We start from the raw sequence: 20,711 nt of genomic DNA on the forward strand, positions 1-20,711 counted from the left end.
ACGTAAACATAGATGGAAGGGCGTCATTTCATGGAATTAAAACTCGATTCTAAAACGATACTTGAAAAAGAATTCAAAACTGGCCTGCGTGGTTATAATCAGGAAGACGTAGATCTTTTCCTCGATCAGGTCATACAGGATTATGAAGCTTTCAAAAAAACGATTTCCGAATTGCGTTTGGAAAATGAAAAGTTGAAAGAAGAATTGTCAGTCCAAGCTAAACGGCCGGCTACAACGAACGCCAATACAACGAATTTTGATTTGCTAAAAAGGATTTCCAATTTGGAGAAACATGTTTTCGGAAGTAAACTATACGATTCCGAATAACCCATATGAACAAATCCATTGATATTTTATGAAAAAAGTTGTATACTGTTGAAACCATAGTGTGAATTCAGGTAATCGCTGCAACGTAAGTTGTAGAGGAAAGTCCATGCTCGCACGGCTCTGAGAAGACCGTAGTGTTTGTGCTCGGCGAAAAAATAAGCCGTGGCTTCGCGTTAATCGCGTTGACGGCGGGGATAAGTCCTACGTTTGCTTTGCAAATATGGATGAGGTCTCCTGAAAAGTGCCACAGTAACGTAGCTTACCCGGAAACGGATAAGATGGAACGCGGTAAACCCCACAAGCGAGAAACCCAAATTATGGTAGGGGCACTCTTCTGAAGGAATTGAACGGATGAAGGGACAGACATCATCGTTAGATGTGTCTGTAGATAGATGATTACCGCCCTAAGTACGAGGCGCAAGCTGTTTGAGTACACGGGAACAAAACATGGCTTATCGAATTTACGATGGTTCAACATAACAATCAATGCTCTCCTTATCGTCTTGGAGAGCATTTCTTAATTAATGGGGGAAATGAATTGATTTATTAATCCTCACACAGACTACATATTATATGAAATACTAATCCATAACCTATTGGGTGTTATTTTTTTATCTAGGATTGCAGTGGAAGGCGGCGACTCCAGCGGGAACAGCACGAGCTGAAGACCCTGGACTGAGCGTAGCGAGGGAAGCGGCTGAAGCCGTGCCCGCGGAAAGCGTCCGCCTGGAACGGAAATCCGGGTATAACACGGCCGATAACAATTTGAATTGGAGTTGGAAATGAATGACGAATTATAAATTGGTTGCCACGTCCGCGATGGGGCTTGAATCGATCGTTGCGGATGAAGTGAAGGAATTGGGATTCGAAACGAGAACTGAAAACGGGAAAGTCTATTTTGACGGCGATGAATATGCAATCGCTAAAACGAATATGTGGCTCCGAGTTGCTGACCGTGTGCGCATCATTGTCGGTGAATTCAACGCTACGACATTCGATAACCTTTTCGAGCAGACAAAATCCCTTCCCTGGGAGCAATATTTGCCCGTAGACGCGAAATTCCCAGTAGCAGGAAAATCGGTTAAATCCACGCTTTACAGTGTTCCGGACTGCCAGGCAATCGTAAAGAAGGCGATTGTAGAACGTTTAAAATCTGCATATAATCGCGTAGGCTTCTTGGATGAAACCGGCCCATTATTTAAACTTGAAGTTTCGATATTAAAAGATAAAGTGACATTGACGATCGATTCAAGCGGAGCCGGCTTACATAAACGCGGATATCGGATCGGCCAAGGGGACGCCCCTTTGAAGGAGACATTGGCAGCAGCCCTCGTTCGATTGACACGATGGAATCCGGATCGACCGTTTGTTGATCCGTTTTGTGGATCGGGAACAATTCCGATTGAGGCAGCAATGATCGGCCAAAACATCGCCCCCGGCTATAACCGTGAGTTCAGCAGTGAGCACTGGCCGTGGATGGATCCGGCCATTTGGGACCGTGTTAGAGAGGAAGCGGAAGATCTTGCGAAATATGATCAGCCCCTCGATATAACAGGATTCGACGTGGATGCTAAAATGATCAAGGTAGCCCAGCAAAATGCAGTAGAGGCTGGATTCATGGATTTAATCCGGTTCGAACAACGGGATGTCAAAGATTTGACTGTTGAAGGTTTGAATGGCGTACTCGTCGGAAACCCTCCATATGGGGAGCGGTTGGGCGAACTTGAAGAAGCAGAGGAACTTGCGCGGATTATCGGTCATATAATGGGTGAGTACCCATCGTGGTCTGTCTATATGCTATCTTCACTGGAAAACTTCGAAACGATGTATGGGAAGAAGGCTACTAAGAAACGCAAGCTGTTCAACGGATTTATCCGTACAGATTTTTATCAATATTGGGGTCAACGAAAATAATTAATCAAACGGAAGAGGCCATCCCTCTTCCGTTTCCATGTGTACGAATGTACGAAAGAGGAAAGGGGAAGCGCCGATGAAAAGCAAAATGCCATTTTCACTATCAAAAGAAAAATCATTCTATGAATCCTTGAACGATTGGATCGGTGATACATTATACGACGATCTAACAGAAAAAGGGTTTGAATGTAGAGACGAACAGATCTATATGGCATTTCAAATTGAACAAGCGCTGAAAGAGAAGAAAGTCCTCTTGGCTGAAGCAGGTGTCGGGACCGGAAAAACGATTGCGTATTTATTGCCAGCTATCGCATACGCAAGATATACAGGAAAACCGGCACTTATATCTTGTGCAGATGAAACACTGATCGATCAGCTTGTAAAAGAAGAAGGCGATATACGGAAAATCAGTGACGCACTGCAAATTGACATTGATGTCCGTTTGGCAAAAGCGAGAGATCAATATTTATGTCTAAAAAGACTTGATGAAACGGTCGATGCCTCGTTAGAAGAGTATGCGGAGAACGTGCAAAGTGGTCTGCCTGATTTTGTCCGCGGAAACGCATCGCTTCAATCGATCTTTCCGTATGGAGAGCGTTCCGATTATCCGGAAATGAATGACGAGCAATGGAAGACGATCAATTACCATCCGATTCAGCAATGTGCGGCATGTGACATTCGGAACCGTTGCGGTCAAACAATCCATCGTAATCATTATCGTGAGTCCGCGGATCTGATCATTTGTTCACATGATTTCTATATGGAGCATATATGGACGAAGGAATCGAGAAAACGACAAGGGCAATTGCCGTTGCTTCCTGACGTTTCTATGATTGTTTTCGATGAAGGTCATCTTCTCGAATATTCTGCACAGCGGGCACTCACATATGAAGTTCAAAACAATACATTGCTCAATTTGCTGGAGCGGATCATGGTAGACGGTTTACGGGAAGAGACGCTGCAGTTGATGGAACAACTGATCGACGTTCATGAGGAGTTCTTCCGACTGTTGAAATCGAATTCAGATACGGGTGGCGATGAACGAAAAGCGATCAAAAAGACTGATGAGCTTCTAGCTGTCGGAAAAGAAGCAGTATCCATTTCTACAGCGCTGTTGGAAGAGTTCGTATTCGAAGGCGAATTATATATTATTCCCGAGTATGATTTGAAAATGGTTGAAGAGTATTTGGAACAATATATTTTCTCAATGGAATTATTCGTTTCAGAAAACGATGCGGTGGATTGGGTTGAAGTGTCTGAAGAAGAAATGACACTTATTATCATGCCACGCCTCGTGACGGATATCTTGAAAGAGAAGCTGTTCTCCTCCGACATGCCCATTGTCTTTTCGTCAGCAACATTATCTGTAGGGCAAGACTTTACGTATATATTGGATAGTCTTGGCATCGAGGATTTCCTTTCATTTTCAGTCGAATCGCCATTTGACTATGAAGAAGTGATGGATGTCATTGTGACAACTGTCGATGAGGGGCAAAAAGCCCGACACGCGCTCGAACTATTGGAGGACGAACAACAGACGTTGCTATTGTTCAAATCGGAACAGTCGATGAGGCAGTTCCAAAACGAGCTTAGTGATGAGCAGAAGAAGGGGATCGCCTTTGAAGGGGATCGTGAATTGTCAGCGATCATCCGCGATTTCCAACAGAAAGACATCTCGGTCCTTTGCTCTTATCATTTATGGGAAGGTCTTGACATTCCGCAAGACGCTCTTACTCGTGTCGTCATTTATGATTTGCCGTTTCCACCGAATGACCCCTTATTTGACGCGAGAAGGAAGCATTCCGAAAATCCGTTTGAGGAAGTCGATCTTCCATTCATGTTATTGAGATTGCGCCAAGGGGCAGGACGCCTAATTAGAACAAATGAGGACTCCGGTGTCATTCATATCCTATTGGAAGGGCATGAACAGGAAATGAAAGATGTCATCTCTGGCATTTTTCCTGTAGAAGTTCAATCGTTTGTAAAAAAATAAAAAATAAAAGCTGTCTTCACTATCGGAGGAACCGATAAAAGACAGCTTTTCTTAATTTTGATCATCAATTGTCAAAAGGATATGCAGCATTGCCCCGCTTTCAAAACGAACCGGGAGCTTAAATGCTTGTTTAAACCCATAAAACTTAGTCGTTCCGGTCATAACTGTCGGTGTTGAAATATCTAAGTTGAAATGTTCCTTTTCCAAAACGGTGCATAAGTTGCCTCCCACCATATTTCCAAGTTCACCTGTGAATGATTCGACCATTTCACCTTCGATATTCATCCCGAACATCGATAGGCCGATAGCATCAATGACTTCCAGGGATGTGTCAATGATCAGCCTGCCTTTAAAGGCACCCACAATATTAATAAGGACACTAATTTCCTTTTGTTCATACGGTTCAGATGTAAGGGCTGGGGATAGCACATCAAATTTGAGCGGGATGATGTTTGTCAATGACGATATGGCACCGTTAAGCAATTTTTGTATGTTCATCGCGTTGGTATCGGTACTCATGAAGGTACCCCCCTTCCATTTATGTCTAGAGTGATGATACCATGACTAAGGGCTCAAAGTATAGGTGAATTTCAATTTTTGTTTTGTATGTCGATAGTTTCTAAAAAAATGTTATGATTAGAAAGAGAAATCAGGGAAGGATCGAATACAATGTCTCATAGCGATATTTTGGAACGAACGGCTCTTTATGGCCAAGTTTTTAAAGAACATCATGATGAAGAGCGGGTCAAAAAGGCAACTTCATTGGCGCGGAAATTGGTAGACGAAGAGTTTGTCATCGGTTTTGCAGGTCACTTTTCAGCAGGGAAATCTTCAATGATCAATGCATTGACAGGAGAGGACCTATTGCCATCCAGTCCGATCCCTACAAGCGCCAACATCGTCAAAGTACGAAAGACCGAAACCGAATTTGCAATCATTCACAGAACAGACGGCACCTTGCTCAAATATGAAGGGCATGGTTTTCCAGAAGCGATCAAATCGTTCAGCAAGGACGACGCAGAAATCGAACTTGTTGAAATCGGTCATCCAGCATCCAATTTGCCTGAAGCCATTACGGTCATGGACACTCCAGGGGTGGATTCAACAGATGACGCCCATCGCTTATCGACGGAATCGGCACTTCATCTCGCCGATCTTGTTTTTTACACGATGGACTATAACCATGTCCAGTCAGAGCTGAATTTTAAATTCACAAAGGAATTATTGCGTTATAATCCGAATGTGTATTTGATCATCAACCAAATCGATAAGCATCGGGATAGTGAACTGCCGTTTGAAGACTTTAAACGGTCAGTTGAAGATTCTTTCCGTCTTTGGGGCGTCGAGCCGAAGGGCATCTTCTATACGTCGTTGCGCGCGAAAGAACTGCCACATAACGACTTTGAAAAGGTGAAATCCATCGTTGAAGGTTCCATGGTGAATTGGAAAGAGCATTTCTTAGTAAATGCGGAGCAATCTCTTTTGAAATTAAAAGAAGAGCATCTTGCATTTCTTGAAAGTGAAAGGAATGAACGTCAATTAGCATACGCCGACCTTGTTTCCGATGAGGACTGGAACCAAGTTGAAGAGCTCACCGGAGAATTGAAGAGTTTGAAGAAGCGCGCATCGCTTCTGTCTGGCGACGAATTTTATGCGACATTTGAAAGGGAACGGAATGAGTTGCTGCGAAATGCATCCATCAGTCCTTTTGAAACAAGAGAGCTGTTAAAGGAATATTTAGAATCCAAATCTCCACGATTCAAGGTCGGACTGCTTTTCGGAGCGAAGAAGACGGCTGAGGAAAGAGAAAAGAGAAAAGTAGCTTTAGCAAGTAATTTATCTAAACTCATACATACGCAAATTGAAGTGCATATGAAGGCTTTAATGAAAAACGTACTGAAAGATGCAGCGATGATGACGGATGAAAGGTCCATAGAGATAGATGAAATGGATTTGACGGTTCCGTTTGACGAAATAGATACGCAACTGAATGCGACGGACGCCATGACGGGCGACACCGTATTAAATATGGCGGAGCAGATGAAAACAGCAATCCAGCTCGTTTTTCGTAGAAAGACGGATGAATGGAAAAATGAGATGTCCAAGGTTGCAACGGCAACGGGCAATGAACAAACAGAGTCTTTGCTACACTCAGTCCGCACGCTTGAACAGAAACTTGCTGCAATTGCACAAGTCGAGGTAATCAACAATCAATTATCAAGTTTGAATGATCGAATAGCGAACCCTTCTTCAGACCTTTTAGCGAATAGCCGGTCATTGCTGAAGCAATGGGAAAAGAAATTGGACATTAAGGTAATTGATGTTGATCAGTTGGAAGCAGCGGCAAGTGAAACGATTACTGAATTAATCGAAGACCCTACATCGGTCGAAGAAATTCAGTCTGAGAGTGCTGATGCAAATAGCGTCATAAAGCAAGCCTTACACATTGCGGAGTCCGTTATGGATGTCCCGGGCTTCTTGGAAACAGCCAATTATTTACGGAATAAAGCAGACCGCCTTGCACAGCAGGAATTCACGGTTGCGTTATTTGGAGCTTTCAGTGCCGGCAAATCTTCATTTTCAAATGCGTTGATCGGGGATCGTGTATTGCCCGTTTCTCCGAATCCGACGACAGCTGCCATTAACAGGATCCGGCCACTTTCTGACGGAAAAGCGGATCGAACCGCAGATGTTCATTTAAAATCGGAAAAGCAGATGACGCTAGATGTTGCGTTTTCATTCGAAAAGCTTGGAGTACCGATATTAACATTAGAAGATGCATTCCAAAAGTCCGGAGAAGTGCTTCTCAAGGAATTGGAAGATGAAAGTTTGCATATCCATAAAACATTCATCCGGGCATTTGAAAAGGGCTATCCTGTCTATAAGGAAAAGCTTGGGACGACGATGAATGTTAATGAAGGGGAGTTCACCCGCTTTGTTGCAGAAGAAGATCGAAGCTGTTTCGTCGATTCCATTGATTTGTTCATCGATTGTCCATTAACGAAACAGGGCATCACGCTTGTCGATACGCCAGGGGCAGATTCAATTAATGCGCGGCATACTGATGTCGCTTTCGATTATATAAGAAATGCCGATGCGATTCTTTTTATCACTTATTACAACCATGCATTCGCAAGGGCGGATCGGGAATTTCTTATTCAACTTGGCCGAGTGAAAGATGCCTTTGAATTGGATAAGATGTTCTTTATCGTCAACGCCATCGATTTGGCTGCAAATGAAGAAGAGGCCGAAGCGGTCAAATCATTCGTCGCACAAGAGTTAATGACTTTTGGAATACGACACCCACGCGTGTATGGTATTTCAAGTCTGCAAGCTTTGGAAGCGAAACTTGCTGATCGGCAAGACGCTACGATGCATGCTTTTGAAAACCATTTCGAACGTTTCTTAAAAGACGATTTGAAAGGCCTGGCCGTGCAAGCTTTAGAGGAAGAGGTAGTCAAAACTGTCAGCCGGCTTGAAACATTGATTGAACGGACAGAATTGAACCAATCCCGTAAAGCGGAGCGGATGCTTGAGCTTGACCGTTTTGAGCAGGACATCCGTGCTCATTACGCACATGGCTTTGGAGAAGTGATCCGTAAGGCTTCTATCAATGAGTTGAATGAGTTGGTCTATTATATTTTACAACGTGTATTTTTGCGTTTTGGAGACTTTTTCAAGGAAGGCTATAGTCCATCGACATTCGCCAATTATCCTGCGGAAAAAGCATTGTCAATGGCGTTGGCTGAGACGGTGCAAATGGTCGGTTTTGACTTGATGCAAGAATTGAAAGTAACCAATTTGCGTATGCTCAACTTCATGAATAAGCAGTTGAAAGAACGCCAGCGTACCGAAATGCGCTTCCTATCGGAAAAGGATAATTCTATTTCAACTTCTCCTTACGAGGCGGAAGACGCTGAAATGCTTTCATTTACGGTACCTTTTGAAAACCCAACGGTCTATAAAGAGGTGAATCGTTCATTCAAAAACCAAAAATCGTTTTTCGAAAGAGGAGAACGCCTCGTTCTTAAAGAACAATTGGAAGAGCGATTAAAAGACGATGCTTCAATCTATTTAGGTAAAGAAAAAGAGCGGATTGAAACTTGGGCAGATCAGTGGATTGAAGCCGAAGCGGAAGGTCTTCGCCTCCATTTACTGACACAAAGTATTCAGCAGATTGAATCTGAACGATCACTTTTACAGGATACAGAGCAGTTGGATGAATGGCGTAAAGCCTTTGAAAAAATTCGATAAAGGGGTTGCATAGGGAATGGGAACAGTTTTCAAATCGATTAAAGAAGTAGACGTCCAGCAGGTTAAATGGATTGATGCACGATTTTCATTACAGGATAAAAACGCGGGGAAAAAGAAATACAAAGAAGGGCATATTAAAGGGGCGGTGTATTGGGATCTTGAAGATGATCTTTCCGATATGAATCAAAAATCGGGCAGACATCCTTTGCCTGACCATCATGCTTTAACGTCGTTATTTAGGAATAGCGGGCTGCATCTCGATGACGAAATTATCGTCTATGATGATGGGGGAAGCCCTTTCGCGGCAAGAGCGTGGTGGATACTTCAATATGCTGGGTTTAAAAATTCATTTATAGCACTGGAAGGGTATGAGGAACTGCTCGCTTCAGACACAGCTATGTCTAAAGAGATCGCGGCTCATGAAAAGACCGATGTCGTTCCTATGTGGGATGAACAAATTTTCGCCTCACGCCAGTTTGTTGAAAATACAGTTGCCGGGGAAACTGGCAACGTATTGCTCGACGCACGATCTGCGGAACGGTACCGCGGAGAAATCGAACCGATTGATCCCGTTGCGGGCCATATCCCTGGAGCGCTGAATTTTGATTGGGAACAGTTGAAAAAGGATGGCACGTTCGACATCAGTGGGAGCGTGCGGGATCAGCTGTCCACAGTTGTAAGCCCTCAAGAAGAAGTGACCGTTTATTGTGGCAGCGGCGTGACGGCCGCTCCAATGTACGCCATGTTGAAGGAATCCGGCTATAAACAGGTCAGATTGTATGTTGGAAGTTATAGCGACTGGATTTCGAGAGAAGAGATTGAAGTCGAAAAAAGTTGAAATGAAGGCGGAGTACTATGAAAATGCAATACGCGATTATCGGGGACATTCATTCCTCAAAAGAAGATTTAGAAAAAGTTCTTTCTCATATAAAAGAACAAGCGCCTGATGCAACTTTGATCGGCACGGGGGATTTGTTCGAATGTACAATTAGCAAACGCAATGTAGCAAGTAATAGATATACAAACCTTACCGAAGTGATGCTTTTACCTGAAGGATTTGTAGAAATGCTCACGTTCCCTTCAGTGATCGGCAATCAGGAAGAACGGATTTTACTCATTACGGAAACGGATGATCCATTGCTTGGCATCCTTTCCGCAATGCCTGAAAGAATTGAAGTGGGGGCAGGGGAAGTGGTCCATGGCCATCAATGGAAATGGGGCGGGGCACCTTGGTCATTAATTGAGGCCGAAGTGACGAAAAGTCTGACGTTCTACGGGCATAGCCACAGATCTGGTTTGCTGCGCGACGGGCATGAAGAGAAAGCAGTTCTGTTTGGGCATCCGTATGAAGTGAAGGACGTACAGACACTTGTTAATGTCGGGGCTGTGATTGAAGATAAGGAATGGGTGCTCTATGACAGCTTCAAAGACACCGTGACATTCATGAAGGCTGATTAGAAAACTTGGCGTTTGCCGACAATTGACAGGGTCGGCAAATGCTTTTTATGTTATTTCACGATCGTCCTGTTTATGGATAGCTTCTCGCGCGAGAGCATCTGCCGCTCTATTTTCACTGTCGGGAATCCATTTGATGAAGAAAAATTCAAACATCTCTGCAATGGACAAAATCTTACTCAAATACTCCTTATGCAATTCATTTTTCACAAACTCATTTTCTACAGCCGATACGACGGCTTTGGAGTCGGAGCGGGCTGAAACAATTCCAGTCGTCAGTTTTGCGGCCTCTTCCATGCCGCGAAGAAGCGCTATGAATTCCGCTGTATGATTGTTTGTCGGTTCAATCGGCTCCGAAAGTCTAATTTGCTGACCTTCTCCTTTGATGAAAATCCCGATTCCGCTTTTGCCCGGATTGCCGGCGCTTGCACCGTCCACATATAATTCGATCATCTTACATCTCTCCTTGACATAGTTGCAACTGATTGAAATGCGTACTAAAATGAATGAATGAACCGCTTGGGAGGCAACTATGGATAAATTAACAGTCATGAATGAAATCAATGAAGTGCTTGATACGTATTGTGAAGGATGTTTTGTGAAAAGGCAACTTGTTTCGGATATCGGAAAAACAGGCGCGCATCACTTCTGTATCCGTACGTGTACAATCGGGGAGCAATTGCGGTTTTTAGGAAGTGAAATGAATAAATTGACAAAATAATATCCCGCCAGAAAAAACTCGGCGGGATTGTTCATTATTTTTTCCATTACTTAATCGTCAAGACATTTGCCGCTTGGGGTCCACGGTTACCTTCTATGATTTCAAAGGATACGGTCTGGCCTTCATCCAAAGTCTTGAATCCATCTGACATTATACCAGTGTAGTGGACGAACACATCTTCACCGTTATCCGTTTCAATGAACCCATACCCTTTTTCATTGCTGAACCATTTTACTTTACCTTGGTACATGCTTATTCCTCCCTCGGCAATTCAATGTCTTCCCCATTATTAACATGGTTGTTTTTACTATACATGAATCGACATTATACGTCAACGATGTGCCTAAATTTTCAGTCGAGTTGTAAGCGAGTTATCTGTAACTATGTTGATTTCCGCTCCAGGCGGACGCTTTCCGCGGGCATGGCTTGAGCCTCCTCGGTCGCGAAAAACGCGCGCCCTGCGGGGTCTCAAGGCTCATGCTATTCCCGCAGGAGTCGCCGCCTTGCGCTGCAATCAACAGAACTTCTAATTACTAGAAAGTGGTGTTTATATGGATTCAATAATTGAAAAATGTACGGAACAAGTGATTGAAATATATGAGCAGTTTGATGCGAGTCATGACTTTGATCATATTTTACGTGTGATGAAAAACGCAGAGGAAATTGCAAAGACATTACAGGAGGCGGATCTGTCCGTTGTAAGACTGGCCGCTCTTTTACACGACGTGGATGATCCGAAATATCAAACGGTAAGCCGTGTATCTGCCAAGGAGTTGCTGCAATCATCAGGGGCTGACGAGGAAACGGCAGTGCGTGTTTTGGAAACGATTAAAAGTGTTTCATTCAATGGTGGAAACGAGGAAGAGATCGTTTCAATTGAAGGGGCTATTGTAAGGGATGCCGATCGACTTGACGCTATTGGGGCAATCGGGATTGCAAGGACTTTCGCTTTCGGAGGCGCAAGGGGAAGGAAATTGTATGACGCGAAAGAAAAAGCAAGGACGCATATGTCTGAAGCTGAATATCGTTCCAAAAATACTTCTTCTGTTACACATTTCTATGAGAAGTTACTTTTATTAAAAGAACTGATGGTGACAGAGGAAGGGAAAAGGTTGGCTGAGGAACGTCATGCCTTCATGCTTGCTTTCCTTGATCAGTTGAAGAGGGAAGTTGGTCTGGAAGGGTGAATTTTAGATTGCCGAGCCAATTAATTGTGGGACGGCTCATTTATTTTGAGATACGCTCGTTTCTTCCCGGAATCGCTCGTTTATTTCGACATGCGCTCGTTTCTTCCGGAAGCTGTTTGCAAATTCCCGTGCTCCATTTTAATATTGAGCATTATTTCCAATAAAAGAATTAGCATAAAAAAGACCATAAGAAAGGAAGCCATCAATGATACCAATTTCAATAGAAGCGTATGTGAAGAAGCATTGCGAGGGTAATCCTGGAGAAAATCCGCAAAAGTTAAAGGAAAATCTGAAACAAGCAGTGAAAGATAAGAAAAATGGAGCGACCTGCAGCAACTGCGGTCAGGAAATCTGGGCGATTGGCAGTGCGGTCGCCTATCAGGGATGTTTTTCATGTCTAACAGGGGAAGTGGATTCCTCTGAAGACTACGAGATCAAGGAAGTTTGTTGGTCCTAGAAAACTTGTAGTTCCATATAGGTAGAATCAAGCGGGCATCCTTCATTCGCCGAGGATACCCGCTTGTTTTAACGCTATTTCTGCATTTTTAATTTGCTGTTCGGTTTCAGCGATGACCGTGTGAAGGTGAATGCCTTCTTCTGCCAGCTTGGACAAGTAAACCGCATTGGCTTCTTGGATTCGCCGCATGAATTCTTTCACTTCTTGCCGGTTTGACACCATGATAGATGCGCTCAAGTCTCCATATACGGGATGCTCGATTTTCACGTCTTTTACCGTTAATCCGTGATCGACGAGTATATTTAACTCTTCTTCAGTCTGTTCCGGCGCGTGGTGGCAGACGAGTGTCCTTTCGATTTTCCCAGGTCCCTCCTGCGCATGCATATACATATATCCTTGGCTCGTTGCTATGATTGGTTCGTTTTTGGCTTTCAATAAAGTGATATCCCCAACGATTACTTGACGGCTGACGTTTGTCAGGTCTCCAAGTTCTTTGCCGGTCATCGGCTTTTCTGCTTTTTGCAACGTCTCCAAAATTAGTTGCCGGCGTTCTTCTCCCGGCATTTTTTCAATTCCGCTCACAATCATCCCTCCATCCTCCAGTTTACCATAACTGACCCTATCGTTTCGTGTATAATGAAGGAATACATATTGTGCTGAGGAATTTTGAGAGGAGACATCATATGCAAATTCAAGAAGTGACAGTTCGTAAGTTGAAAATGAGAATGAAAGAGCCTTTTTCGACGAGCTTCGGGACAATGCAGGATAAACATTTTCTCCTATTGGAAGTCTATGATGAAACGGGCAATCGCGGTTGGGGGGAGTCGGTAGCATTCGACACCCCCTGGTATACGGAAGAAACTGTAGAAACGAATTTACATATGATCCGGGATTTTCTTATTCCTTTATTAGTAGGAAAGGAAATATCCCATCCCGACCAAGTTAGCGACTTATTCGCGCCGATACGCAAAAATAAGATGGCGAAAGCCGCTCTTGAAGGAGCCGTCTGGGATCTTTACGCGAAACGGAAAGGAATTCCTTTAGCTGAAGCGTTAGGCGGAGAGCGTAAGCGGATTGAAGTTGGCATCAGCATAGGCATCCAGGAGAATCTTGATGATTTGATTGATAAGATTCAAGGTTATTTGGACGAGGGCTATAAAAGGATTAAAGTGAAAATAAAACCTGGTGCTGATATAGATGTGATTCGGGGGTTACGAACCGCTTTTCCGGAAGTACCCCTTATGGCAGATGCGAATTCAGCTTATTCACTCGATGATATCGGCTTGTTGAAGCAACTCGATGAGTTCAATCTTCTCATGATTGAGCAGCCGCTAGCTCATGATGATATTATCGATCATGCTATTTTACAAAGGGCGTTGAAAACACCTATTTGCTTGGACGAAAGCATCCTGTCTTTGGAAGACGCTCGTAAAGCGGTTGAAATGGGAAGCACCAAAGTTATCAATATTAAAATTGGCAGAGTTGGCGGGTTGTCCGAAGCGAAGCGAATCCATGATTATTGTATGGGAAAGGGAATCCCCGTCTGGTGCGGAGGCATGCTTGAGGCGGGAATCGGGCGGGCCCACAACATTGCCTTGACGACACTTCCGAACTTTATCCTCCCTGGAGACACTGCAGGTTCTTCCCGGTATTGGGAAAAGGATATCATTGAGCCGGAAGTGATTGTGGAAGATGGGTATATTCATGTCCCGGATGCGCCTGGAATCGGTTTTGAGCCTGATATTAATACGATCGATGAATTCACAACAGCGACTTGGAAATTCAAGGCCGAGTGATCTGTTTTGGCTTTTAGATGCAACTTCTCCGATAGATTTTCCGTCTAATGGATTGATGAAGTGCGTTTTTTCCAGTAAAATGAACATAGGTTTTTGTAGAGAGGAAGTTTTATGTGAAAAAATTAATCAGTGCCCTTGCAGTCGCTTCAATCGTTCTTCTGCTAACCGCCTGCAATAATTCAAGTGGGGCTCAAAAGAAAATGACTGCCGGGGATTTGTTGGATAAATCACAAGAAGCGATGGAAGAATCGTTAAAAGCTGTACGAGCCCATATCGTTTACGATGATTACGCGGTAACTGTCTATGATGGCGATGTTGAAAACCCTGAAAAAGCGGGCGGAAAATTCGATATGAAGATTGATGCATTCCTGGATCCGATGAAAGTACGCCAGAAATCAATCATTTCTCCGCGTGGTGTGAGAAGCTGGAAGCAAGATTTATATCAAGTGGGCGACCGGACGTTTGCAAAGCCTGAAGCTGAAAAAGAGTGGGAAGAGCTGCCGTCTGGATCGATCGAAGAAACGTTCGGCACATTGGTTGCCGAATCGCACCCGATGCTTGACCTATCCAAATTTAAAGAATTCGAGGATGAATTTATCCTCGAACCGATCGAGTATGGATATGCATTGAAATTATCTTTGGACCGTAACGACTACAAGCGGATTAAAGAACTTTTCCCAGATATCGGACCATCTCAGGATGGCTTCAACATCGTTGACAAAATTGAATTGGTCATCACTTTCAATAAAAGCACATCTTACGTGACGAGCTTCAAATGGTCTTCTGATATGAGGAATTATAGTGATGGGAATTCATATCGCTCTCGTCAGAAATTAAATGCGACGTATAGCTATTTCAATGATATTGATGATTTTAATGTTCCAAAGGAAGTAAATGATTTGATAGCACAATGAAACAGGCATCTTGGAAATTCAGTGAAAACTGAGTTTCCAAGATGCTTTTCTTTTGGTCGTTTCCTGATAAAAGCAGACCTGCTCGCCATTCTGTTGCGCAACGGCTCGTTTATTTCCAGAACGGCTCATTCTGTCGCGCAACGGCTCGTTTATTTCGAGAACGGCTCATTCTTTTGCGCAACGGCTCGTTTATTCCGAGAACGGCTCATTCTTTCGCCCAACGGCTCATTTGACGTTTTATTATGATTGTAAGACATTTTTTTATTCCCATTAACAGCTATTTAATTTTCACTATCACTTTCCCTTTCGCCCTACCAGACTCTACATATTCCATCGCTTTTTGCGCATCTTCAAAAGGAAAAACACTGTCAATGATCGGTTTGATTTTACCGGCCTTTATAAAGTTCGCGATTATACGTAATTGCTCTCCACTGGGTTTCATAAACAAAAACGTATAGTGAACATTATGCTTTTTTTCAAGTGCAGTCAGTTTGTGGCTTGCTGCTGAAAACAACAACGTCTTAAAAAATCCGGAACCATATTCTTTGCCGAAGCGAGCATTCGGTAATCCCGAAACGGAGGCAATTTTCCCTCCGCTTTTGACCACTTCGAATGACTTTTCAAGTATCTCGCCTCCAAGTGTATCAAATACAGCATCATAGTTTTTCAGTATTTCTTCAAATCGTTCTGTTTTGTAATTTATTACTTCATCTGCACCAAGAGATTTTACTAAATTCGCTCCTGCCTCACTCGTAGTCGTTGCAACGGTGGCGCCCATTAATTTGGCCAGTTGAATCGCAAAGGTACCGACGCCGCCAGCACCTGCTTGAATTAAAATCTTTTGTCCTTTTTGTACTTGCAAAATGTCTACGAGGGCTTGATAGGAGGTTAATCCAACTAGTGGGATTGACGCTGCTTCTTCAAAACTCAAATTGTTAGGCTTTAAGGCGATGTCATCCTCATGAAGAGCGATATATTCAGCAAAAGTACCAATTTTACTCTTACGTGGACGTGCATATATTTCGTCACCAACTTTAAAGCGTGTCACTTTTGCGCCGATTTTTACAACGACACCGGAAAAGTCATTCCCTAAGATAAAAGGCATTTTATACGAAACTAATAATTTCACTTTCCCATCGCGTATTTTAAAATCAACCGGATTAATACTAGCTGCATGAATTTCCGCGAGTACTTCATATTCTTCAATTTCAGGTATGGGTACTTCAGCCAAACGCATTGGAACTTTCCCATATCGATCAATTACCATTGCTTTCATAACCTATACCTCCAAATAATTTCCGTTTACATTCCTGCATTTCAATAAAAGTCCTGCATGTACTTATCAATATCCAGCACAAGCTTACTTAATAAACCTAATTCTGTACGTACATTAATGTAATAGTAATTTTTTGTCCCTTCTTTGCGCATTAATATAACACCGGCTTCTCGCAAAATCTTCAGATGATGGGACACGGCAGGGCGTGAAAGATGGGTTTGTTCCGTGATTTCACCCACACGCAACCCTGTTTGACAATCCGTCCCCAGTAGTACTAACAAGATTGATTGTCGCGTTTCATCACCGATTGCCAATAATACTTTTTGGCAATTAATAAAATCCTCTTTGATCATTTGGAGTTGATCCTGCTTATCCATTAGTCAAACACCTCCAACCGTTAGTTTAATCGTTTAAGTCGATGAACTGTATCAATGAATACAACAATATACCACTGCTATGTTAGGTGCAATATTGAGAAAGCAAATCGAGACGAATAGATATTGAAGGGGGAAGGAAGATTGCCTTACTAAAATCTCAAGGGATCTAAAAACTTGAACAACTATGAATAATTCAGCTTCAGTGATAAAATATGGAATAACAGTCCGATTCTAAGCAGCCTTTTTCCTTTTTCTTCAATACTTTAAATTTGCAGCTTTCTTATCGGATAGATTCTTTTTTTATAGTTATTTCATAAGCTATCTTGTCTTAATTTTGAACACTCCTTTGTGTTACTTTGCAGCGAAATATTTGGTTAAGGTGATTAGGAAAATAATATGTGTTAGGTTTGAATAAAAAATATGTTAAGCAATTTTTAAATTAGAAAAAGTGAGTAGTGGACAAAACGACCAAGCTTATTGGGCACAAAAACGGTATAATGCCGGCACCCGTTTTGCATATAATGGCCAGTTTGCGAAGCATTCACGAGGGGGAAAATATGGGGATTCTAAAAGGGAAAATAGCAATTGTCACTGGAGCAAGTCGTTCCCAAGGTATTGGCTCTGCAATTTGTTTAATGCTTGCGGAAGCGGGCGCCGATATCTTTTTTACACATTGGAGCAATTATGATGAAAACGAAGGTGTTGGAGTAGAAAAAGGCTATCCAACAGTTTTAAGTAACAAGATAAAAAACATGGGTGTACGTTGCCATCATATGGAGATTGATCTGTCTAAGCCAGATGCACCAACAAATATTTTAAATCATGTCGAAGAAACTCTCGGCGTTGCAAGTGTATTAATAAATAATGCAACCTATGAAAAACTAGCTGACTTCCGTACTTTAACTGCAGAAGTTCTCGATAGACATTATCAGATAAACAACAGTGGCACCATTTTACTGAGCACAGAATTTGCCAAAAGGTTTGAAAGAGCTTTCTCAGGAAAAAGCGGTGGAAGAATCATTAACCTAGTCTCAAAAGGACCGGATCCCAATAATTTAGCCTATATTGCTTCGAAAGGTATGATCATTGCACTAACTGAACCACTTTCAGTTGGACTCGCCCCTATTGGCATTACCGTAAACTCAGTTGACCCGGGACCGACTGATTCGGGTTGGATGGATAAAGCAACTAAAGAGTCTTTGTCACGACTTTTTCCTACCGGAAATGTTGGAAAGCCAGATGATGCTGCAAGGTTAGTAAAATTTTTGGCGAGTGATGAATCTGCATGGATTACTGGTCAAGTTATCAAATCTGAAGGTGGATTTGTAGGCAGATAGAATACTATAAACAGACATGATTAGGGGATACCAATCAGAAGAACAAAAATCTAGAATCAATTTAGGGGATGCATACGGAAGTGAACTACCACCTCAAGATATATACTTAAACAACCAGGTTCTTTACTTGAAGATTGGAGTTGCTAAGACGGTTTTTTTGTTCAACCAAAGAGGCCGTTTAGTTGAACTAGAAGGTATTATTGCCAATGCGTTGAATAAGTAAATTATTGCAAAAGGGGCAGCCGAATTTTTAAAGCATAAAGTGAGGGGGAGGATCATGAAGAATAAAGAAGCGCGAATAAGTAAGATTCCAATATTGCTTTGCATTTTCATCATTTTTTTGGGTTCAATCTATTACAGAAATTTCTTTAAACCAAAAAACACGCTTGAACTATATCAGGAACTGGCTTTCGATAAAAGTTTTGAGGATGTTCAGAAGAAGTTGATGGAAAAGGGGTATGAAGACAATATTACAGAAGAAGATTTAAACGCTATTCAAGAGGGCTCACTGTATAAGCCGAGCCAGTTCACAATGCTTGAATACTATGATAAAACTTTTGTCATCTTGACTACTCCAGGATCGGAGCGCTTAAAGATTCTCTCTGTCACGGAATTACCAGATGATATCAGACAGTTCTTTTCGGAGCTGGTAGAATAAGAACTATCTAAACAAAGGATCGTAATTGTTTACATTGGTAGTATATACTTTGGAGATGTTAAGAGAGGGAATCCATTCCTATAGGAAATACCTTGAATGGATTATTTAATTGAATTAAGACACAAGCAGATACCTTTGTAGATCTGCTTTTATTTATGGGTACAAACACATCTCTATTAACACACAATCATAGTGCCCCTGAATTTTGGAACCTTGGGAAGGGTACTTATAAAATAATTATGGAAACTAGTATCGTAAATCAGCCTGCAAAAAATCAAACCATTTAACGGTTAAAGTGTTTAGAAGTGCTGTGTAATCTAAAAAGAGTAGAGGAAATCCTTCTACCCTTGATCTATATCTTCTTTCTCTTTCAAATGTTCTTCATAAGCTTCTTTTTCATCTAATTTTGGCTCATCCTTTGATAGCCTTTTATGGATGTCATTTAAAAGGTACAGTCCTCTAAACAAGGAACCTGCAACTATGCCGAAGGCAAGTAAGCCACCAACTAAGGGTCCCGTAAAAAGCAACAACAAATAACCTAATATAACTGATAAAATAATTGATATTATCAAATACAAAGTAAATCCCCCTCTCACTCTATTTATCTGCAAATAAACTTATCCTTTAATTTCCATAATTACACCATATCTATAATTTATTTAAAAACAACAAAGTTTACGAAAACAGCCTTTCTGTATCTACATTCTATAAAAGAGAAAATCTGCATGTTTATTCTAATGTTATTAAAATACTTTAGGATTTTCTCTTATTATTTTTTTACCATTGGACTTGTACCTCCTTGTTTGACTAAGGAAAAGAATAACATAATCCAAATTATGCGTAAAGAGAATTCTGAATACTATTTGTGTTTTGATTACCTTTTCTAAGGTATTAGGAGGAACTATGGTAAAATGTTAAGAAGTTTAAAGTTGACCGATTGGAGGAATGATTTGTGAAATCGATAAAGGTTTATCATTATGATGCGTTTAGTAAAGAACCTGATCAGGGAAATCCTGCGGGTGTGGTGTTAAATGGTGATGAATTGACTGATGCAGAAATGCAAGAAATTGCTTTCAAAGTGGGATTTAACGAGACTGCTTTTCCAGTTAAATCAGATGTAGCGGATCTTAGAATACGATTTTTCACACCCGGGCATGAAATGAATTTATGTGGTCATGCAACAATGGCAACTGTTTATGCTTTAAAAAGTAAAGGGTTATTGGGAGATAAAACCAAGTTAACAATAGAAACAAACGCTGGCATTCTTCCAATTAAAATTAACACATCTGTTAATAGTGAACTATTTATAACAATGAAACAGGCTTCCCCTCAGTTCAAGGAATTTGCAGGTTCAAAAGAAGATTTAGCCAACTCAATAGGAATAAATGAAACAGATCTTCATGCTGATTTACCGATACTCTATGGAAGTACAGGAATTTGGACACTTCTACTACCGATAAAACGGCTTTCTGCTTTTAAAAAAATGGAGCCAAATAATAAGCAGTTTCCTGAAAATTTAAAAGAAATGCCTAAATCATCCGTTCATCCTTTTTGTTTGGAAACCTATGATTCTAATGCTGATATGCATGCTCGACACTTCTCCTCGCCGTATTCAGGTACTATTGAGGACGTTGTTACGGGTACAGCCTCAGGGGTAATGGGGGCATATTATGCTAAATACATAAATAACAATTTTAAAGAACCGTTAAATCTAATAGTCGAGCAAGGTCATGAAATTGGAAAAAAGGGTCAAGTAAGGGTACAAGTTTCTAAGAATGAAGATAACTATGATGTAGAAATTACTGGAAATGCAGTATATGTTAAAGAGTTAGATGTTTTATTAGAAAACTAGTGTTGAAATAGAGAGTGTTTTATCAACCCCAGTAGGATATAACGCAAATAATTTTATCTTGCGATTGTAGAAGGCATCTATTCTTAAACGGATAGATGCTTTTTCATTTGTACAAAGCGGGGCTAAGAGACTGGATTGCAACATTTCACTTTCCATTTTTCCCGATTTCCAATAAGGACCATTGAATATGAAT

General features: G+C 41.7%; 21 protein-coding genes and 1 other RNA gene. 15 read left to right on the forward strand and 7 right to left on the reverse strand.

The features are described 5' to 3' along the window. The first annotated feature begins 30 nt into the window (after positions 1-30). The 4 genes from gpsB to SLU01_RS09795 all read left to right on the forward strand — a co-directional run bounded on the left by gpsB (position 31) and on the right by SLU01_RS09795 (position 4,234). The gene (gene gpsB / locus SLU01_RS09780; protein ID WP_147057759.1) at positions 31-327 is read left to right on the forward strand and encodes a cell division regulator GpsB; all 297 of its coding nucleotides are present in this window, start codon (positions 31-33) and stop codon (positions 325-327) included. Between the two features lie 63 nt (positions 328-390). After that, positions 391-787, forward strand: an RNA gene (gene rnpB, locus SLU01_RS09785) — RNase P RNA component class B. Between the two features lie 326 nt (positions 788-1,113). Continuing rightward, on the forward strand, positions 1,114-2,241 hold the full coding sequence (locus tag SLU01_RS09790; RefSeq protein WP_147057761.1) for a THUMP domain-containing class I SAM-dependent RNA methyltransferase: 1,128 nt from the start codon (positions 1,114-1,116) through the stop codon (positions 2,239-2,241). Positions 2,242-2,317: 76 nt separating this feature from the next. Beyond that, positions 2,318-4,234 carry an ATP-dependent DNA helicase gene (locus tag SLU01_RS09795; protein ID WP_147057763.1) on the forward strand — a complete coding sequence of 639 codons (1,917 nt, stop codon included), beginning with the start codon at positions 2,318-2,320 and terminating at the stop codon, positions 4,232-4,234. A gap of 51 nt (positions 4,235-4,285) precedes the next feature. On the opposite strand, the gene SLU01_RS09800 is transcribed toward SLU01_RS09795, so the two are convergent. Beyond that, positions 4,286-4,753, reverse strand: a complete 468-nt coding sequence (locus tag SLU01_RS09800) for a chemotaxis protein CheX (protein ID WP_147057765.1) — start codon at positions 4,751-4,753, stop codon at positions 4,286-4,288. Positions 4,754-4,903: 150 nt separating this feature from the next. Between SLU01_RS09800 and SLU01_RS09805 the strand changes: the two genes are divergently transcribed. Genes SLU01_RS09805 through SLU01_RS09815 form a run of 3 tightly spaced genes read left to right on the forward strand, consistent with a single transcriptional unit; the run spans position 4,904 to position 9,946 of the window. Continuing rightward, on the forward strand, positions 4,904-8,488 hold the full coding sequence (locus SLU01_RS09805; RefSeq protein WP_147057767.1) for a dynamin family protein: 3,585 nt from the start codon (positions 4,904-4,906) through the stop codon (positions 8,486-8,488). Positions 8,489-8,504: 16 nt separating this feature from the next. Further along, positions 8,505-9,326: a sulfurtransferase gene (locus tag SLU01_RS09810; RefSeq protein WP_147057769.1), complete on the forward strand. Its 822-nt coding sequence runs from the start codon at positions 8,505-8,507 to the stop codon at positions 9,324-9,326. Positions 9,327-9,343: 17 nt separating this feature from the next. Continuing rightward, positions 9,344-9,946, forward strand: a complete 603-nt coding sequence (locus SLU01_RS09815) for a metallophosphoesterase family protein (protein WP_147057771.1) — start codon at positions 9,344-9,346, stop codon at positions 9,944-9,946. Positions 9,947-9,991: 45 nt separating this feature from the next. Here SLU01_RS09815 and SLU01_RS09820 read toward each other — a convergent pair whose 3' ends face one another. Continuing rightward, complete coding sequence (locus tag SLU01_RS09820) at positions 9,992-10,396, reverse strand: ribonuclease HI family protein (RefSeq protein WP_147057773.1); 405 nt, start codon at positions 10,394-10,396, stop codon at positions 9,992-9,994. A gap of 79 nt (positions 10,397-10,475) precedes the next feature. Between SLU01_RS09820 and SLU01_RS09825 the strand changes: the two genes are divergently transcribed. Further along, complete coding sequence (locus SLU01_RS09825) at positions 10,476-10,664, forward strand: zinc-finger domain-containing protein (RefSeq protein WP_147057774.1); 189 nt, start codon at positions 10,476-10,478, stop codon at positions 10,662-10,664. A 46-nt stretch (positions 10,665-10,710) separates the two neighbouring features. On the opposite strand, the gene SLU01_RS09830 is transcribed toward SLU01_RS09825, so the two are convergent. After that, complete coding sequence (locus SLU01_RS09830) at positions 10,711-10,914, reverse strand: cold-shock protein (RefSeq protein WP_147057776.1); 204 nt, start codon at positions 10,912-10,914, stop codon at positions 10,711-10,713. A 301-nt stretch (positions 10,915-11,215) separates the two neighbouring features. Here SLU01_RS09830 and SLU01_RS09835 point away from each other — a divergent pair, with 301 nt between their 5' ends. Next, positions 11,216-11,851, forward strand: coding sequence for an HD domain-containing protein (locus SLU01_RS09835; protein ID WP_147057779.1), 636 nt, complete (start codon positions 11,216-11,218; stop codon positions 11,849-11,851). A 205-nt stretch (positions 11,852-12,056) separates the two neighbouring features. Beyond that, positions 12,057-12,308: a hypothetical protein gene (locus SLU01_RS09840; protein WP_147057781.1), complete on the forward strand. Its 252-nt coding sequence runs from the start codon at positions 12,057-12,059 to the stop codon at positions 12,306-12,308. A 42-nt stretch (positions 12,309-12,350) separates the two neighbouring features. Here the strand turns inward: SLU01_RS09840 and SLU01_RS09845 are convergent, their stop codons facing one another. Next, complete coding sequence (locus SLU01_RS09845) at positions 12,351-12,896, reverse strand: transcription repressor NadR (RefSeq protein ID WP_373866408.1); 546 nt, start codon at positions 12,894-12,896, stop codon at positions 12,351-12,353. 95 nt (positions 12,897-12,991) lie between these two features. Here SLU01_RS09845 and menC point away from each other — a divergent pair, with 95 nt between their 5' ends. Continuing rightward, complete coding sequence (menC, locus tag SLU01_RS09850) at positions 12,992-14,104, forward strand: o-succinylbenzoate synthase (protein ID WP_147057783.1); 1,113 nt, start codon at positions 12,992-12,994, stop codon at positions 14,102-14,104. A gap of 113 nt (positions 14,105-14,217) precedes the next feature. Next, a complete protein-coding gene (locus SLU01_RS09855) occupies positions 14,218-15,018 on the forward strand; it encodes a DUF6612 family protein (RefSeq protein ID WP_147057785.1) in 801 nt (266 codons plus the stop codon). Positions 15,019-15,295: 277 nt separating this feature from the next. Here SLU01_RS09855 and SLU01_RS09860 read toward each other — a convergent pair whose 3' ends face one another. Next, complete coding sequence (locus SLU01_RS09860) at positions 15,296-16,294, reverse strand: NADP-dependent oxidoreductase (protein WP_147057787.1); 999 nt, start codon at positions 16,292-16,294, stop codon at positions 15,296-15,298. 41 nt (positions 16,295-16,335) lie between these two features. Then, positions 16,336-16,671, reverse strand: a complete 336-nt coding sequence (locus SLU01_RS09865; protein WP_147057789.1) for an ArsR/SmtB family transcription factor — start codon at positions 16,669-16,671, stop codon at positions 16,336-16,338. A 557-nt stretch (positions 16,672-17,228) separates the two neighbouring features. Between SLU01_RS09865 and SLU01_RS09870 the strand changes: the two genes are divergently transcribed. Both SLU01_RS09870 and SLU01_RS09875 read left to right on the forward strand, forming a co-directional pair. Further along, positions 17,229-18,008: an SDR family oxidoreductase gene (locus SLU01_RS09870; RefSeq protein WP_147057791.1), complete on the forward strand. Its 780-nt coding sequence runs from the start codon at positions 17,229-17,231 to the stop codon at positions 18,006-18,008. 277 nt (positions 18,009-18,285) lie between these two features. Next, positions 18,286-18,666 (forward strand): hypothetical protein, encoded by a 381-nt coding sequence (locus tag SLU01_RS09875; RefSeq protein ID WP_147057794.1) that lies wholly within the window; start codon positions 18,286-18,288, stop codon positions 18,664-18,666. 341 nt (positions 18,667-19,007) lie between these two features. Here the strand turns inward: SLU01_RS09875 and SLU01_RS09880 are convergent, their stop codons facing one another. Continuing rightward, positions 19,008-19,244, reverse strand: a complete 237-nt coding sequence (locus SLU01_RS09880) for a hypothetical protein (RefSeq protein WP_147057796.1) — start codon at positions 19,242-19,244, stop codon at positions 19,008-19,010. Between the two features lie 374 nt (positions 19,245-19,618). Here SLU01_RS09880 and SLU01_RS09885 point away from each other — a divergent pair, with 374 nt between their 5' ends. Further along, complete coding sequence (locus SLU01_RS09885; protein ID WP_147057798.1) at positions 19,619-20,518, forward strand: PhzF family phenazine biosynthesis isomerase; 900 nt, start codon at positions 19,619-19,621, stop codon at positions 20,516-20,518. The last annotated feature ends 193 nt before the right edge of the window (positions 20,519-20,711 follow it).

Origin of the sequence: Sporosarcina luteola, assembly GCF_007991495.1 — a bacterium.
GTDB lineage: Bacteria > Bacillota > Bacilli > Bacillales_A > Planococcaceae > Sporosarcina > Sporosarcina luteola.